This window comes from Salipiger mucosus DSM 16094, assembly GCF_000442255.1.
Taxonomy (GTDB): domain Bacteria; phylum Pseudomonadota; class Alphaproteobacteria; order Rhodobacterales; family Rhodobacteraceae; genus Salipiger; species Salipiger mucosus.
In genome coordinates this window covers 1-15,602 of the sequence record NZ_KE557279.1, presented here as the reverse complement: position 1 = coordinate 15,602, position 15,602 = coordinate 1, and the positions used below count along the sequence as shown (strand labels likewise).

Annotated in this window: 16 protein-coding genes and 1 pseudogene; 8 read left to right on the top strand and 9 right to left on the bottom strand. The window is 71.5% G+C overall.

Annotated features, from left to right (window positions below; all coding sequences use genetic code 11):
- Positions 1–136 precede the first annotated feature (136 nt).
- Positions 137–1,102, bottom strand: a complete 966-nt coding sequence (locus SALMUC_RS17350; RefSeq protein WP_020040461.1) for an NADPH:quinone oxidoreductase family protein — start codon at positions 1,100–1,102, stop codon at positions 137–139.
- A gap of 288 nt (positions 1,103–1,390) precedes the next feature.
- On the opposite strand from SALMUC_RS17350, the gene SALMUC_RS17345 reads away from it, so the two are divergent.
- The 4 genes from SALMUC_RS17345 (at position 1,391) to SALMUC_RS17330 (ending at position 4,734) form a co-directional block, all read left to right on the top strand.
- Positions 1,391–1,777 (top strand): helix-turn-helix domain-containing protein, encoded by a 387-nt coding sequence (locus tag SALMUC_RS17345; protein WP_020040462.1) that lies wholly within the window; start codon positions 1,391–1,393, stop codon positions 1,775–1,777.
- 52 nt (positions 1,778–1,829) lie between these two features.
- Entirely contained in the window at positions 1,830–2,630 is an 801-nt protein-coding gene (gene hisN / locus SALMUC_RS17340; protein WP_021120562.1) for a histidinol-phosphatase, read from the top strand.
- Between the two features lie 85 nt (positions 2,631–2,715).
- Entirely contained in the window at positions 2,716–4,056 is a 1,341-nt protein-coding gene (locus SALMUC_RS17335; RefSeq protein WP_020040464.1) for an 8-oxoguanine deaminase, read from the top strand.
- 147 nt (positions 4,057–4,203) lie between these two features.
- Complete coding sequence (locus SALMUC_RS17330; RefSeq protein ID WP_020040465.1) at positions 4,204–4,734, top strand: CAP domain-containing protein; 531 nt, start codon at positions 4,204–4,206, stop codon at positions 4,732–4,734.
- A 7-nt stretch (positions 4,735–4,741) separates the two neighbouring features.
- Here SALMUC_RS17330 and SALMUC_RS30535 read toward each other — a convergent pair whose 3' ends face one another.
- The 3 genes from SALMUC_RS30535 to guaD all read right to left on the bottom strand — a co-directional run bounded on the left by SALMUC_RS30535 (position 4,742) and on the right by guaD (position 6,748).
- Positions 4,742–4,951, bottom strand: coding sequence for a hypothetical protein (locus SALMUC_RS30535; protein WP_020040466.1), 210 nt, complete (start codon positions 4,949–4,951; stop codon positions 4,742–4,744).
- On the bottom strand, positions 4,948–5,394 hold the full coding sequence (locus SALMUC_RS17325; RefSeq protein WP_020040467.1) for an NAD(P)H-binding protein: 447 nt from the start codon (positions 5,392–5,394) through the stop codon (positions 4,948–4,950). Before SALMUC_RS17325 ends, SALMUC_RS30535 begins: the two co-directional genes overlap by 4 nt.
- 61 nt (positions 5,395–5,455) lie before the next feature.
- Positions 5,456–6,748 carry a guanine deaminase gene (gene guaD / locus SALMUC_RS17320; protein WP_020040468.1) on the bottom strand — a complete coding sequence of 431 codons (1,293 nt, stop codon included), beginning with the start codon at positions 6,746–6,748 and terminating at the stop codon, positions 5,456–5,458.
- 124 nt (positions 6,749–6,872) lie between these two features.
- Between guaD and mgtE the strand changes: the two genes are divergently transcribed.
- Together mgtE and SALMUC_RS17310 are read left to right on the top strand one after the other, a co-directional pair.
- Positions 6,873–8,267 (top strand): magnesium transporter, encoded by a 1,395-nt coding sequence (gene mgtE, locus SALMUC_RS17315; RefSeq protein ID WP_020040469.1) that lies wholly within the window; start codon positions 6,873–6,875, stop codon positions 8,265–8,267.
- Entirely contained in the window at positions 8,264–8,818 is a 555-nt protein-coding gene (locus SALMUC_RS17310) for a 5-formyltetrahydrofolate cyclo-ligase (RefSeq protein WP_020040470.1), read from the top strand. Before mgtE ends, SALMUC_RS17310 begins: the two co-directional genes overlap by 4 nt.
- 116 nt (positions 8,819–8,934) lie before the next feature.
- On the opposite strand, the gene purD is transcribed toward SALMUC_RS17310, so the two are convergent.
- On the bottom strand, positions 8,935–10,197 hold the full coding sequence (purD, locus tag SALMUC_RS17305; protein ID WP_020040471.1) for a phosphoribosylamine--glycine ligase: 1,263 nt from the start codon (positions 10,195–10,197) through the stop codon (positions 8,935–8,937).
- 155 nt (positions 10,198–10,352) lie between these two features.
- Between purD and xseA the strand changes: the two genes are divergently transcribed.
- Positions 10,353–11,837, top strand: a complete 1,485-nt coding sequence (xseA, locus tag SALMUC_RS17300; protein WP_020040472.1) for an exodeoxyribonuclease VII large subunit — start codon at positions 10,353–10,355, stop codon at positions 11,835–11,837.
- Positions 11,838–11,957: 120 nt separating this feature from the next.
- On the opposite strand, the gene SALMUC_RS17295 is transcribed toward xseA, so the two are convergent.
- The 4 genes from SALMUC_RS17295 to SALMUC_RS17280 form a co-directional block, all read right to left on the bottom strand.
- On the bottom strand, positions 11,958–12,353 hold the full coding sequence (locus SALMUC_RS17295) for a hypothetical protein (RefSeq protein ID WP_020040473.1): 396 nt from the start codon (positions 12,351–12,353) through the stop codon (positions 11,958–11,960).
- Positions 12,354–12,437: 84 nt separating this feature from the next.
- Complete coding sequence (locus tag SALMUC_RS17290; protein ID WP_020040474.1) at positions 12,438–13,454, bottom strand: alkane 1-monooxygenase; 1,017 nt, start codon at positions 13,452–13,454, stop codon at positions 12,438–12,440.
- A 156-nt stretch (positions 13,455–13,610) separates the two neighbouring features.
- Positions 13,611–14,372, bottom strand: a complete 762-nt coding sequence (locus SALMUC_RS17285; protein WP_021120560.1) for a lytic transglycosylase domain-containing protein — start codon at positions 14,370–14,372, stop codon at positions 13,611–13,613.
- A gap of 16 nt (positions 14,373–14,388) precedes the next feature.
- Entirely contained in the window at positions 14,389–15,294 is a 906-nt protein-coding gene (locus tag SALMUC_RS17280; RefSeq protein WP_037372228.1) for a lytic transglycosylase domain-containing protein, read from the bottom strand.
- Between the two features lie 100 nt (positions 15,295–15,394).
- Here SALMUC_RS17280 and SALMUC_RS17275 point away from each other — a divergent pair.
- A pseudogene (locus tag SALMUC_RS17275) lies at positions 15,395–15,602 on the top strand (signal recognition particle-docking protein FtsY); the annotation flags it as partial.

Sequence of the window (15,602 nt, the reverse complement as noted above, 5' to 3'; positions counted from 1 at the left end):
TCAAGCCTCCAAGAAGTCCCGTGGGGTCATTCACAATTAGTGTCAGATATTGGCAGAGCGGGCCCGCAATTCAAGTCACTAACGGGCCGAAACGGGCTGTTTCGCCAGCTTGTGAACAGGGCGGTGCGACTTGGCGTCACCCGCCGATGCGGATCACCACCTTGCCGGTCGAGCGTCGGCTGCGCAGCAGCTCGAGCCCCTCGTCCACCTCGTCCAGCGACAGGACATGGCTGACATGGGGCTTGATCCGGCCCTCGGCGAGCCAGCCCAGCAGCCGGTCGAGCGATCCGGTCAGCACCTCGGGGCGGAAGCCCAGGTATCCGCCCCAGTAGAGGCCCATGACCGTGAGATTCTTGACCAGCAGGTGATTGGCCTTGATCTGCGGCACCTCGCCGCTGGCGAAGCCGATGGTCAGGATGCGCGCCTCGGGGCGGCAGGCCCGGAAGGCCGCGGTGAACTGCTCGCCGCCCACCGGATCGTAGACGACATCGGCGCCTCCCAGCGCCTTGACCTCCTCGCGTATATCCTGCGTCTCGGCGTCGATCAGGTGGTCGGCCCCGGCCGCCCGCGCGGTCTCGAGCTTGTCGGCCCCTCGCGCGCAGGCGATCACGCGCGCGCCCATCAAACGGCCGATCTCCACCGCCGTCAGCCCCACGCCGCCGGCCGCGCCCAGCACGAGCAGCGTCTCGCCCGGCTGCAGCCGGGCGCGGTGATCGAGCGCGAGGTGGCTGGTGCCATAGGCGATCTGGAAGCCCGCCGCCGCAACCGGGTCCGTGCCCTCGGGCAGCTTCACCGCGCGCTTCGCGTCGAAGACGCCGTACTCGGCCAGCCCGCCTTGTCCGCCGTAGACTGCCACCCGGTCGCCGCGGGCGAATCCCTCGACGCCGGGGCCGACAGCGTCGATCTCGCCGGCGACTTCCATGCCCAGGGTGAAGGGGGCAGGGGGCGTTTCCTGGTAGGTGCCCTTCATCATGAGGAGATCCGCGAAGTTCAGGCCGCAGGCCTCGATCCGCAGCCTCACCTGGCCAAGTCCGGGCTCGGAAACGGGAATATCCTGCAGGGCCGGCTTCGCCTCGGTGGATTCGACTCGGTATGCGCGCATGTGTCCTCCGGAACAGAACCTGTGCTTGAGTAAACATATGGATATCGACAGGTCAGGTCCATTACGGAACCCTCGGAAATTCCACGCCAAATCGCCAAATTATTCATGATGAATGCAACTTAGAGCTGTGTCATCTGGCGGACGTTCAGCGTGTGGTGAAAAAACATCTTGATTAGGCACTTGGACTGGAAGTACTTTCTGCCACATACGAGGCTAGGTTGATTAGGCGCGTGTGACCTGCACGCGGAGATTGGGTCCTGTGTCGGGGCGATGAAGAAGGAACGAGGAATGACGCATCCGGTTGATGTCCACGTGGGCAAACGCATTCGCCATCGCCGTTGGCTCGTGGGCATGACCCAGCAGCAACTCGCCGAGAGTGTTGGGATCAAGTTTCAGCAGATCCAGAAATACGAGACCGGCGCCAACCGCGTCAGCGCCTCGCGGCTCTGGGACATCGCGGATGCACTGGACGTTCCCGTCAGCTTCTTCTTCGAAGGCATCGAGGCCGAGCAGGGCAGCGAACCCGTCGAAGCGCCCGAGCAGGCCGCCTCCGTTCCGGCCGACCTTCTCGGCGACAAGGAAGCGCTCGATCTCGTGCGGTCCTACTACGCCATCCCCGAGAATCAGCGCCGCCGCCTCTTCGAACTCGCCCGCGTCCTGTCCGACGTGGCTTGAGTCGCTCCCGCCTCTGCGATAGCCGCCTGACACGGGCGGCAGCGGAGGCAGGATGTCACGGATTACCCAGGATTTGGCAGACGAGATCTGGACCACGGCCGAGGCCGTGGCAGATGCGGCACGCGCGGCCATCCTGCCGCACTTTCGCAGCGAGACGCTGAGCGCCGACAACAAGGCCGCCGAGGGATTCGATCCCGTCACGGTGGCCGATCGTGCTGCCGAAGCCGCCATGCGCGAGATCATCGCCGCCCGCCGCCCCTCCGATGCCATTCTCGGCGAGGAGCTGGCCGACCGGGCGGGCGACAGCGGATATTCCTGGGTGCTCGACCCCATCGACGGCACGCGCGGCTTTGTCAGCGGCACTCCGACATGGGGCGTGCTCGTCGCCTGGACCGGCCCCGAAGGCCCGCTGCTGGGCCTCATCGACCAGCCCTACACCGGCGAGCGTTTCTGCGGCGGGCTCGGCCGCTCCGACTGGACCGGCCCGCTGGGCCAACGCCCGATGCGCACGCGCCGGAACGTGCCGCTCGACCAGGCGATCCTCTTCACCACCTTTCCAGAGGTCGGAACCCCCGACGACCGCGCCGCCTTCGAGCGCGTCTCGCAGACCGCCCGGCTCACCCGCTACGGCATGGACTGCTACGCCTACGCGCTGCTGGCGGCGGGGCAGATCGACCTCGTGATCGAGGCCGGGCTGCACGCCTACGACATCCAGGCGCCCATCGCGGCCATCGAGGCGGCGGGCGGCGTCGTCACCGACTGGCAGGGCGGCCCGGCCCACGAGGGCGGCCGCGCCATCGCGGCGGGCTCGCCCGAACTGCATCGCCAAGCGCTCGAACGCCTCAACGGCTGAAACGACACCCCGCGCCCTCGGGTGCGCCTTCCCTTCGCGGTGAACTCCGGGCAAGACTGCGCGGAGCCGGAAAAGGGACGGGACCATGAGCGAGACCCTGCTGCGCGCGCCGCGCCGCGTGCTGACGATGAATGACGCGTTCGACGAGCTGGCAGGCGCCGACATCCTCCTGCGGGACGGCGTCATCGCCGCCATCGGCCCGGGGCTCGAGACCTCGGGCGAGGTCGTCGAGGCCGCGAACTGCATCGTGACGCCCGGGCTGGTGAACACCCATCACCACCTCTACCAGACGCTCACCCGCGCGGTGCCCGCCGCGCAGGACGCGCTGCTCTTCGGCTGGCTCAAGACGCTCTACCCGATCTGGGCCCGCTTCGGCCCCGAGGAGATCCGCGTCTCGGCCCTCACGGGCCTCGCCGAGCTGGCGCTCTCGGGCTGCACGCTGACCTCGGATCACCTCTACGTCTTTCCCAATGGCGCGCGGCTCGACGATACCATCGACGCCGCGCGCGAGATCGGGCTGCGGTTCCACGCCACGCGCGGCGCCATGAGCATCGGCGAAACCGACGGTGGCCTGCCGCCCGATTCCCTCGTCGAGCGCGAGGCCGCGATCCTCGAGGACTGCATCCGCGTGATCGACGCCTTCCACGACCCGCGCGAGGGCGCCATGATCCGCGTGGGTGTGGCCCCCTGTTCGCCCTTCTCGGTCAGCCGCGAGCTGATGCGCGACGCGGCCATCCTCGCCCGCGACAAGGGCGTGATGCTGCACACCCACCTTGCCGAGAACGCCGAGGACATCGCCTATTCCGAGGCGCAGTTCGGCTGCCGCCCCGGACAGTATGCCGAGGAGCTGGGCTGGACCGGCCCCGACGTCTGGCACGCCCATTGCGTGAAACTCGACGGCGCCGAGATCGACCTTTTCGCCGCCTCGCGCACCGGCGTCGCCCATTGCCCCTGCTCCAACTGCCGCCTCGGCTCGGGCATCGCGCCGATGCGGGCGATGCTCGACGCGGGCGTGCCGGTGGGCCTTGGCGTCGACGGTTCGGCCAGCAACGACGGCTCGAACCTGGTCGAGGAGGCGCGGCAGGCCATGCTCCTGCAGCGCGTCACCCGCGGCGCCGACGCCATGAGCGCGCGCGAGGCGCTGCGCCTCGCCACCCGCGGCGGGGCCGAGGTGCTGGGGCGCCACGACTGCGGACAGGTGGCTGTCGGCATGCGGGCGGACCTGGCGCTCTGGGATGTCTCGGGCGTCGAAAGCGCCGGCAGCTGGGACCCGGCGGCGCTGCTGCTCGCGGGCCCGCGCCGGGTGCGGGACCTCTTCGTCGAGGGCCGGCAGGTGGTGCGCGACGGGCACCTGACCACCGTGGATCTGCCCGGCACCGTCGCCCACCAGGCGCGGCTGGCCCGCGCGCTCTCCGAGGCGACCTGACAGAACCGACAGGGCAGGGCGCCAGTCGCCCCGCGCACGGGCGGGTCCCCGCCGACCGCCGCCGCGACGCTGGCGCGGCGCCCGCGCTCTGCTAAACCGGAGGGCACGCAACCGGCCCGTTCATGCCACCCCGGAGGAGACCTGACGATGCGCCTCGCCCTTGCCGCCCTCGTGATGATCCCCCTCGCCGCCTGCGTCGAGGTCGACGTCCGCGACGACGCGCCGACAGGCAGCTCTTCCCGTCCCGCCGTGTCCTCGAGCGAATCGGCCCACGCCGAATACCTCTACCGCGAGCAGGGCGCCGCCCCGGACGCGCAGGTGAACCCGGGCCAGGCCTTCAACGATTACCGCGCCGCCAACGGCCTGCCGCGCCTCGCGCGGTCGAGCCAGCTGACCGCCGCCGCCGCCGCACAGGCGCGTGACATGGCCCGCATGGACCAGCTCACCCACGAGGGCGCCAACGGCAGCAGCGTCGGCGACCGCGCCCGCGCGCAGGGCTACGACTACGCCACCGTGGCCGAGAACGTCGCCTGGACCCCGCGCGGCTTTCCCACGGTGATGGAGGTCTGGAACAACTCCTCCGGCCACCGCGCCAACATGCTCAAGCGCAACGTCACGCAATACGGCATCGCGCGCTCGGGCGACTACTGGGCACTGGTGGTCGGCCGGCCGAAGTAACCCCGTCTCAGCGCGCCAGCGCCGCCACCGCATCGGCCACCGGCGTCTCGCCGTCGGTGAGCTCGAGAATCTCCTGACGGATCTCCGGCCGCGCGATCAGCGCCGCCAGCACGGCGGCCACGTTGCCGCGCCTGACCGAGCCGTAGGGCAGGGCGCGCGACAGGGCGACCTGCCCGTTGGCTTCCTCGGACAGCAGCGTGCCGGGGCGCAGGATCACGTAGTCCAGCCACGGCCCGCCAGCGCCACGTCGGCCTCCTTCTTGGTCTTCATGTAGAATTCGAAGCCCTCGCTCGGCTCGGCATCGCGCCGGGACTCGGGAAAGGCCGAGACGAGGTAGGCGCGCGAGATCCCGTTGGCCCACGCCGCCTCGACCATCTTGACCGGCCCGCGCCCGTCGATCTCGGCCGTGCGGTCCATGCCGCTGCCCGCGGCGCCGGCCGAGAAGACGATGGCGTCGTGACCGCGCGCCGCCTGCGCCATCTCCTCGGCGGTGATCTCCATCAGGTCGGCCTGCACCGGGTCCGCCCCCGCCGCGCGCAGGCCCTCGGCCTGCTCGGGCTTGCGGTGCAGCGCGGTGACGGCGTGGCCCCCGGCGATGAGCATGGGCAGCAGGCGGTGGCCGACACCGCCGGTGGCGCCGATCAGCAGGATGCGGGACATGGTGAAACTCCTCGTGGTCTTTCCGCGAGAGCTAGCGCCGGAGCCGCCCCCGTCACGGGCGTCAGGCCGCGCCCGCGCGCCGCCCCGCGACCCAGGTGCCGCTCACGGCCCGGTCGTCGCCCATCATGATCGTCGGGAACAGCGCCTCCCAGATGTCGTCCGCCTGCGCCACGCGCTGCGCGATGGCGGGGGTCGAGGCCAGGTCGAGCACGGTGAAATCCGCCTCCAGCCCCGGGGCGATGTTGCCGATCCGGTCCTCCGCCCGCAGCGCCCGCGCCGAGCCCTGCGTCGCCAGCCACAGAAGTTCCGAGGCATGCAGCGCCCGGTGCCGCAGCTGTCCGATCTCGTAGGCCGCCGCCATGGTCCGCAGCATGGAGAACGACGACCCGCCCCCGGTGTCGGTCGCCAGCCCGATGATCTGCCCCTCGCGGCTCAGCCCCTCCATGTCGAAGAGCCCCGATCCGATGAAGGTGTTGGACGTCGGGCAATGCACCAGCCCCGCGCCCACCTCGCGCAACCGCGCGCGCTCGCGCGGCTCCAGGTGGATCGCGTGGCCGTAGAGCCCGCCGGCGCCCAGCAGCCCGTGCGCCTCGTAGGTGTCGAGGTAGTCGCGCGCCTCCGGGTAAAGCGATTTCACCCAGGCGATCTCGTCGGTCTGCTCGCTCAGGTGGGTCTGCATCAGGCAGCCCGGGTTCTCGGCCCAGAGCGCCCCCAGCGCCTCGAGCTGTCCCGGCGTCGAGGTGGGCGAGAACCGCGGCGTGATGACGTATTCCGCGCGCCCCCGCCCGTGCCAGCGCGCCAGCAGCGCGCGGCTGTCGTCGTAGGCCGCCTGCGCGGTATCGCGCAGGCCCTCGGGCGCGGTGTCGCGGTCCATGCAGGTCTTGCCCGCAAAGACGCGCATCCCCCGCGCCTCGGCCGCCTCGAAAAGCGCCTCGACCGAGGCGGGATGGATCGTGCAGAAGCTGCACACGCTCGTGGTGCCATGCGCCAGCAGCAGGTCGAGATAGCGCCCGGCCACCTCGGCGGCATGGGCGGGATCGGCAAAGCGCATCTCCTCGGGAAAGGTATAGGCGTTCAGCCAGTCGATCAGCCGCTTGCCCCAACTCGCGATCATCGCGGTCTGCGGGTAATGCGCATGGGCATCGACGAATCCCGGCACGATCAGCCCGCCGCCGTGATCCACCACCCGTGCGCCGGGATGCGCCGCGCGCAGCGCCTGCGCCGTTCCCAGCGCGGCGAACCGCCCGTCCTCGACCAGCACCGCGCCCTCGGCCTCGTGGCGCACCGCCCCGGGGCCCGCCTCGAAGGGGGAGGCGGTGAAACTCAGGACCTGTCCCAGGTGCAGTTCGGCCATCGTGCCTGTCTCCTCGTCATGACGGGCGGAGAATGCGGACGCGGGCCCGACAAGGCAATGCGCCCTGTTGCCTGTCGGCGCATTGTCCTACCTTCTGTGCAACGCGCAGACATCGGGAACAGGCATGAGCGAACCAGAGCAGATCACAGCACCGGAAGAGACACCCGAAGACGACGCCTATGCGCTCGACCGCAAGGCCGTCGCATCGATTCTCTACGCCGTCGACACCGGTGATCGCGACAAGCTCATCGAACTCATGGAGCCGCTGCACGCGGCCGACATCGCCGACCTGCTCGAGCAGATCAACGCCTTCGACCGGATGCGTCTGGTCAAGCTCTACGACCGCGAGTTCGACGGCGACATCCTGTCGGAGCTCGACGAGACCATCCGCGAGGAGATCATCCACGTCCTGCACCCGCAGGTGCTGGCCGACGCGGTCCGCGACCTCGAATCCGACGACGTGGTCGACCTGCTCGAGGATCTCGACAAGCGCCAGCAGGACGCCATCCTCGAGGTTCTGGAAGACAGCGACCGGATCGCGGTCGAGAAATCGCTCACCTACCCGGAGTATTCCGCCGGCCGCCTGATGCAGCGCGAGGTGGTCATGGCCCCCGAGCACTGGAACGTGGGCGAGGCCATCGACTACCTCCGCGCGACCGAGAACCTGCCGGAGCAGTTCTACCACATCGTGCTGGTCGACCCCAGGCTGCGCCCGGTGGCCAACGTCGCGCTGGGCCGGCTCATGGCCTCGCGCCGCGAGGTCATGCTGCAGTCCATCGCCTCGGATACCTTCCACGTCATCCCGGTCACCCGCTACGAGGGCGAGGTGGCCTATGCCTTCAACCAGTACCACCTGATCTCGGCGCCCGTCGTGGACGAGAACGAACGCCTCGTCGGCGTCATCACCATCGACGACGCCATGGCCGTGCTCGACGAGGAACACGAGGAGGACATCCTCCGCCTCGCCGGCGTGGGCGACGAGAGCCGCATCTCCGACACGGTGCTCGAAACCACGCGCCGCCGCCTGCCGTGGCTGGCGGTGAATCTTCTGACGGCGGTGCTGGCAAGCCTCGTGATCTCCCAGTTCGAGGAGGTCATTGCCCAGGTCGTGGCGCTCGCCGTGCTGATGCCCATCGTGGCCTCCATGGGCGGCAACGCCGGCACCCAGTCGCTGACCGTTGCAGTGCGCGCGCTCGCCACCAAGGACCTCACCTCGTCCAACCTCTGGCGCGTCATCGGCCGCGAGCTCGCGGTCGGGCTGGTGAACGGCGGCACCTTCGCGCTGGTCATGGGGGTGCTGGAATACGTCTGGTTCGGCTCGATGGTGCTGGCCCTGGTGATCGCTGCGGCGATGGTCATCAACCTCGCGGTGGCCGGCCTCGCCGGCATCGCGATCCCGGTGGTGCTCGACAAGCTCAAGGTCGACCCCGCGCTCGCCTCCGGCACCTTCGTGACCACGGTGACCGACGTGGTGGGCTTCTTCGCCTTCCTCGGCCTCGCCCAGCTGGTGCTGCTGTGAGCGGCATCGACAAGTCCGCCGCCCGCAAGGCCGCCTTCGCCCGCCGCGCCGCGGCCCATGCCGCCGACCCCGGCACCGGCGCCGGGCGCCTCTCCGAGGTGCTGGCGGGCCACCGGGGCGTGCCGCTCTCGGGCTACATGCCGATCCGCTCCGAGATCGACCCGCTCCCGGCCATGGCCGAGGCCGCGGCCCACGGCCCCGTGGGCCTGCCGGTGATCGAGGCCAAGGGCGCGCCGCTGCGCTTCGCCCGGTGGGAGCCGGACATGCCGCTCATCGAGGGCCCCTTCGGCGCCCGCATCCCCGAGACGCCGGACTGGATCGAACCCGAGCTGCTGATCGTCCCGCTGGTGGCCTTCACCCGCGCGGGCGCCCGGCTGGGCTACGGCGGCGGCTTCTACGACCGCACGCTCGAACAGCTCCGCGCCCGCCGCCCCACCTGGGCCGTGGGCTTCGCCTATGCCGCGCAGGAGGCGCCCGAGCTGCCGATGGAGCCCACCGACCAGCCGCTCGACCTGATCGTGACCGAGACCGAGGTCATCACCCCGTCCTGAGCTTCTTCTTGTGGCCAAGTACGCCGGGGTCCGGGGCAGCGCCCCGGGGCCTGCGCGGCCCGAGCGCAATCACACCCGCGCGCGCCGCAGGCGCGCTCCGCAAGCGAACCGCCCGTTCAGAGCGCCCGCCAGCCGATGTCCCGCCGGCAGAACCCCTCGGGCCAGTCCACCCCGTCGACCAGCGCATAGGCGCGCGCGCGCGCCTCGGCCAGCGTCGCGCCGCGCGCCGTGGCGTTCAGGACGCGCCCGCCGCTCGCAACGATGCGCCCGTCGCGCTCGGCGGTCCCGGCATGGAAGACCTGGTGGAAACTGTCCTCGGGCAGCGCCTCCAGCCCCCCGATGACCGAGCCCTTCTCGTAGGCCCCGGGATAGCCCGCCGCCGCCATGACCACCGTCATGGCGTGATCGTCGCCCCAGTTCACCTGCGCCTCCGACAGCCGCCCCTCGGCGCAGGCATGGATCAGGTCCAGCGCCTGCGCGCCCAGCCGCATCATCAGCACCTGGCATTCCGGGTCGCCGAAGCGCACGTTGTATTCCACCAGCCGCGGCTGGCCGTTCTCGATCATCAGCCCGACGTAGAGCACGCCGGAATAGGGCGTCCCGCGCCGCGCCATCTCGGCCATGGTCGGCCGCACGATCTCGTCCAGCGCCTTGCGCGTCACCGCCGCGTCCATGATCGGGGCAGGGGAATAGGCCCCCATCCCGCCGGTGTTGGGCCCGGTGTCGCCGTCGCCCACGCGCTTGTGGTCCTGCGCGGTGCCCACGGGCAGCACGTCCTCGCCGTCGACCAGCACGAAGAACGAGGCCTCCTCGCCGGTCATGAACTCCTCGATCACCACCTCGGCGCCGGCCCCGCCGAAGGCGCCGCCGAACATCCCGTCGAGTGCCGCCTCCGCCTGTTCCACCGTGTCGCAGAGGATCACCCCCTTGCCGGCGGCCAGCCCGTCGGCCTTGACCACCAGCGGCGCGCCCTGCGCCCGCACGTAGTCCTTCGCGGGTTCCGCTTCGGTGAAATGCGCGTAGGCCGCGGTCGGCGCGCCTGCCGCGTCGCAGATCTCCTTGGTGAAGCTCTTCGAGACCTCGAGCCGCGCCGCCGCCTCCGAGGGCCCGAAGACCAGCAGGCCCGCGTCGCGCAGCCGGTCGGCCACGCCCGCGGCCAGCGGCGCCTCGGGGCCCACGATCACCAGGTCGATGGCGTTCTCGCCGGCGAACTCGGCCACCGCGCCGCCGTCCTCGATGTCGAGCCGGGCGCATTCGGCGATCTGCGCGATGCCCGCGTTGCCCGGCGCGACGATCAGCTTGTCGCACTTGGGGTTCTGCATGACCGCCCAGGCCAGCGCATGTTCGCGCCCGCCGCCGCCGAGAATGAGGATGTTCATGTCCGCGCCCCTTTCCGAGAATGCCGGTGTCCTAGCCGCGCGCCCCGTCCCGCGCAAGCCATGGAACGCACGCCGCCCGCGCGGCCGCCGCGCAGGCGCATCCCGGGTCACGCCACGCCTTTCGCTCCCCCGCGCGCCCGGCTAGTCTGCGCGTCATGGACCTCATCGACGACGACGCCGGCAACACCCCCGAATTCTCCGTCTCCGAGCTCTCGGGGGCGGTCAAGCGCATGATCGAGGGCGAGTTCGGCCACGTCCGCATCCGCGGCGAGGTCGGCCGCGTCTCGCGCCCGCGCTCGGGGCACATCTACCTCGACCTCAAGGACGACCGCGCCGTCATCTCCGGCGTCATGTGGAAGGGCAAGGCCGCCCAGCTCCGGACCCAGCCCGAGGAGGGCATGGAGGTCGTCGCCACCGGCCGGCTCACCACCTATCCCGGCCAGTCCAAGTACCAGATCGTCATCGACGACATCCGCCCGGCGGGCCTCGGCGCGCTCATGGCGATGCTGGAAAAGCGCAAGGAACAGCTCCGCGCCGAGGGCCTCTTCGCCCCCGAGCGCAAGCAGGAGCTGCCCTGGCTGCCCGAGGTGATCGGCGTCGTCACCTCGCCCTCGGGCGCGGTGATCCGCGACATCCTGCACCGCCTGCGCGAACGCTTCCCGCGCAAGGTGCTGATCTGGCCCGTCGCGGTGCAGGGCGCCGCCTGCGCGCCCGAGGTCGCCCGCGCCATCGAGGGCTTCAACCGCCTCACCCCCGGCGGCGCGCTGCCGCGCCCCGACCTGCTCATCGTCGCCCGAGGCGGCGGCTCGGTCGAGGACCTCTGGGGCTTCAACGAGGAAGCGGTCGCCCGCGCCGCCGCCGCCTCGCAGATCCCGCTGATCTCCGCCGTGGGGCACGAGACCGACACTACGCTCATCGACTTCGTCTCCGACAAGCGCGCGCCCACGCCCACGGCGGCGGCCGAGATCGCCGTGCCGGTGCGCATGGAGCTGCTCTCCTGGACGGGCGAGGCGCAGTCGCGCATGACCCGCGCCATGGGCCAGCGCATTGAGACGCGCGGCCAGCGCCTGCGCGACCTCGCCCGCAGCCTGCCGCGCGCCGAGACCCTGCTCGACGGCCCCCGCCAGCGCCTCGATCTGCAGTCCGAGCGCCTGCCGCAGGCGCTGATCCGGGGCGTGCAGACCCGCCGCGTGGCGCTCTCCGAGGGCGCGGGCGCCCTGCGTCCCTCGCTGCTCACCCGCGCCATCGCGCATCGCCGCGAATCGCTCGGCCGCCGCGCCGACCGCCTCAGCCTGCACCCCATCCGCCGCGAACTCACCCGCGGCCGCGAGGCGCTGGACGCGCTCACCCGCCGCCTCGCCGAGGCCGGCACCCGCCGCGTCGACACCCCCCGCCAGCGGCTCGAAGGCGCCGGCCGCCTGCTGGAAACGCTCAGCTACAAGGGCACGCTCGACCGCGGCTACGCCGTCGTGCGCAGCGGCGAGGGCCAGGTCCTGACCCGCAAGGTCCAGGCCGAAGCCGCCAGCGGTCTCGAGATCGAATTCGCCGACGGCCATTTCCGCCTCGGCGGCAGCGCCGGCACCCCCACACGTGCCAAGAAGACGCCCTCAAAGCCCCCCGAACAGGGCAGCCTCTTCTGACGCAGCCGCGCGGGACCGCGCGCCCCCGAAGCATCTTCTGGCCTCAAATATCCCGGGAGTGAATTGCCCCGCAGGGGCAAGAGAGGGCAGAGCCCTCTGAACCCTTACAGGAAAAGCGCTTCAGACGCCGACCTCCGGCCCGAGGCAGACCATCGGCTCGTCGTCCTGCTTGGCCTCGTAGAGTACCGTGCTCGAAGGATCGTTCCGGAAGACCGCGCGCAGCTTGCTGCCCTCGCGGAAGAAGCTCCAGCACTGCGGCGTCTCCTGGTCCTCGTAGACGAAGCAGATCATCTCCGACTGCTCGTACCAGAACCCCTCCTTGCACTTGCCGTCCAGGAAGGACCAGCGCACCTGCCGGTCCGGCAGGTATTCCTCGACCCCGTAGGCCTCGCCGTTCTGCCCGAAGTAGAGCGTCTTGCCCTCGACGTAGGACTGGAACTCGGCGCCGCTCATCGGCTGCGCCGCCGCGAGCGGCGCGGCGGCAAGGACCAGGAGCAGGGCGAACAGGCGTCTCATGGCCCGAGCCTGCCAGAGCGCGCGCCGCGAGGGAAGGGGCATGCACCGCCACACCGCCCGGCACGGAGCGGCGTGCGACATGTCTCAGCGCGCCTGCCAACGCGCGGCGCGGCGGTCCATCAGCCGGTGCCAGGCGGGCGGCACCAGCGCCAGCACCGCCATGACCGGCAGCGACTGCGGCAGGATCGGCATCGCTGCGCGGTCGATGTCCAGCCCCGGGTAGGGGCGGCCCGGATGCGCGTGGTGGTCCGAATGGCGCGGCGCGTTCAGCATCAGCGCCGAGGAGAACCCCCGCGGCGCGTTCCAGCTGTGCTGCGGCCCCACCGGCTCGGGCCGGCCGTCCGCGCGCAGCCTCCGGCGCAGCCCGTAGTGCTGGACGTAGTCCGACAGCAGCAGCTGCGCCTGCGCGTAGAGCGCGAGCCCCAGCAGCGCCGCCAGTCCCGCCCAGCCCGCCAGCGCCCCCGCCAGCGCCAGCGAGGCCGCGGACCCCAGCGCGTAGACCAGGTAGGGGTGCATCCCGCGCGCGCGGCCGCGCCGGCGCAGCGCGGTCTCGGCCCGCAGGCCCGCGCGGAAACTCCCGATCCAGGCACGCGGCGCGAAGGCCCAGAAACTGCGCCCCAGCGGCGCCGAGTTCGGATCGCGCGCGGTCGCGGCATGAACGTGGTGCACCCGCAGATGCGCCGAGACATGGTGCCCGAAAAGCATCGAGGCATAGACCGCCATCCCCAGCCGCCGCAGCCACCGGTCCGAGCGGTGGATCAGCTCGTGCGCGTTGGAATTGCTCACCTGCCCCAGGAAGAGCGCCAGCGCGAAGAAGAGCACACCCCGTGTGGCCGCGCCGTGATCCCCGGCGCCCGCGACCACCGCGGCGCCCGCGTGGAGCAGCGGAAAATGCGCCAGCCCCAGCGCCACCGAGAGCCTTTCACCCGCCGGAAACTCGCGCTCGGGATGGTCGGGCGCGGCCAGCGCCGCGATGCGGTCTAGGACATAGGTGACGACCGTGATGTAGAGCAGCGCCAGCCACGCGAAGACGCCCCCCGCGACAAGCGCGAGGGCCAGCAGGGCGACCATGCCCGATGTCGCGATCACGAAGCGTGCCATGGCGGTCTCCGGGGGTCTTCGGGGGCGTAGCACTACGCGGGCTTTGCGTCACGCGCGGGGCGGGACGGGGGCGATTCCGGGCATCTCTTGGGGCGGGGTGCCGGGACGGGGACGGGGTTTGCGTATTTGGAGAAAGATGAAGGACGGGGCGCGGGGTCAGCGGTTGGCGTAGACCGCGCAGGCGCAGCCGGCGCGCTTGAGGCGGGCGCAGTCCCTCCAGGCGCCGTCGCGGTCCCGGCGGCCGAGGCGCGCCATCCAGTAGCCGCCGCGCGGGCTGGCGCGGCTCTTCTGCCAGACCAGCTCGGGCGTCTCGTCGCCCACCACGGCGCGGCAGCTGCGGGCGCGGTCGCGGAACTGCGCGAGCGCGCGGTCCTGCGTGGTGCCATAGGCGACCTGGATGCCCCAGGGCGAGAGCTTCGGCTCGGGCTCGGGGTAGGCCGTCAGGCGGCGGTCGCGCGCCAGCTCGGTGCAGGCCTCGTCGAAGGGCTTGTCCTCCTGCAGGCGGAAGTCGGGGTCCTCGGGCGGGGCGTCGCGCCAGGTCTCGGCGCTGAGGCCGGTGATGATGCGCACGTAGTTGATGGTTTCCCGCGCGAGCCCCCCGGTGCCCGCGACCAGCCCGTCGGCGCGGCGCTCGCCGCCGTTGTAGGCCACCGCCGCCAGCCCCTGGTTGCCGTAGCGCCGGGTGAGCTCGCCCAGGTACTGCGCGGAGTATTCCAGCGCCTCGGCGGGGTTGTAGGCATCCGCCAGCCCGCGCAGCGCCGCCGTCGAGGGGATGAACTGCGCGATGCCCTGGGCGTTGGCGTGGCTGCGCGCGTTGGGGTCGAAGCGGCTTTCCTGCCAGAGCAGCCGCGCGAAGAAGCCCCGGTCGAGGCCGTGGCGGTCGGCGAAATGGGCGATGGCCTGGCAGGTGTCGTGCACGACNCGGGGCGCGGGGTCAGCGGTTGGCGTAGACCGCGCAGGCGCAGCCGGCGCGCTTGAGGCGGGCGCAGTCCCTCCAGGCGCCGTCGCGGTCCCGGCGGCCGAGGCGCGCCATCCAGTAGCCGCCGCGCGGGCTGGCGCGGCTCTTCTGCCAGACCAGCTCGGGCGTCTCGTCGCCCACCACGGCGCGGCAGCTGCGGGCGCGGTCGCGGAACTGCGCGAGCGCGCGGTCCTGCGTGGTGCCATAGGCGACCTGGATGCCCCAGGGCGAGAGCTTCGGCTCGGGCTCGGGGTAGGCCGTCAGGCGGCGGTCGCGCGCCAGCTCGGTGCAGGCCTCGTCGAAGGGCTTGTCCTCCTGCAGGCGGAAGTCGGGGTCCTCGGGCGGGGCGTCGCGCCAGGTCTCGGCGCTGAGGCCGGTGATGATGCGCACGTAGTTGATGGTTTCCCGCGCGAGCCCCCCGGTGCCCGCGACCAGCCCGTCGGCGCGGCGCTCGCCGCCGTTGTAGGCCACCGCCGCCAGCCCCTGGTTGCCGTAGCGCCGGGTGAGCTCGCCCAGGTACTGCGCGGAGTATTCCAGCGCCTCGGCGGGGTTGTAGGCATCCGCCAGCCCGCGCAGCGCCGCCGTCGAGGGGATGAACTGCGCGATGCCCTGGGCGTTGGCGTGGCTGCGCGCGTTGGGGTCGAAGCGGCTTTCCTGCCAGAGCAGCCGCGCGAAGAAGCCCCGGTCGAGGCCGTGGCGGTCGGCGAAATGGGCGATGGCCTGGCAGGTGTCGTGCACGACGTGGGCGGGGCGGATGCACTGCACCGGGCCGAAGGCGCCGGCCGAGCACATCGTGCCGGGCGCCGCCCCCGGCGGCAGGGCGCCGGCCGGGACCGGCACCGCCAGCGCCATCAGTCCGCAAAGCAGGGCAACCCTCAACATGGCCGTCATCAACACCCGGGCCCCGTCCGTCGTCAACTCACACTTTCAAGCGCGGCGCGGACGTATTACGTCAAGGGCAACGCAGCGAAAGGTCCGGCGCATGTCCTTCTTCGGCAAGCTCAAGAGCAAGCTCTTCAAATCCTCCTCGAAGCTCGACGAGGGCCTCGATGCCATCGTGCAGGAGGGCGGCACCGGGGACGAGCCGCCCGAGGTCCCGGCCCCCGAGGCCGAGCCCGCCCCGGCGAGCCCGCCCGAGGCGCCGGAGACGCCCGAGCCTGCGGCGCCGGAGACGCCCCCCGAGACGCCCG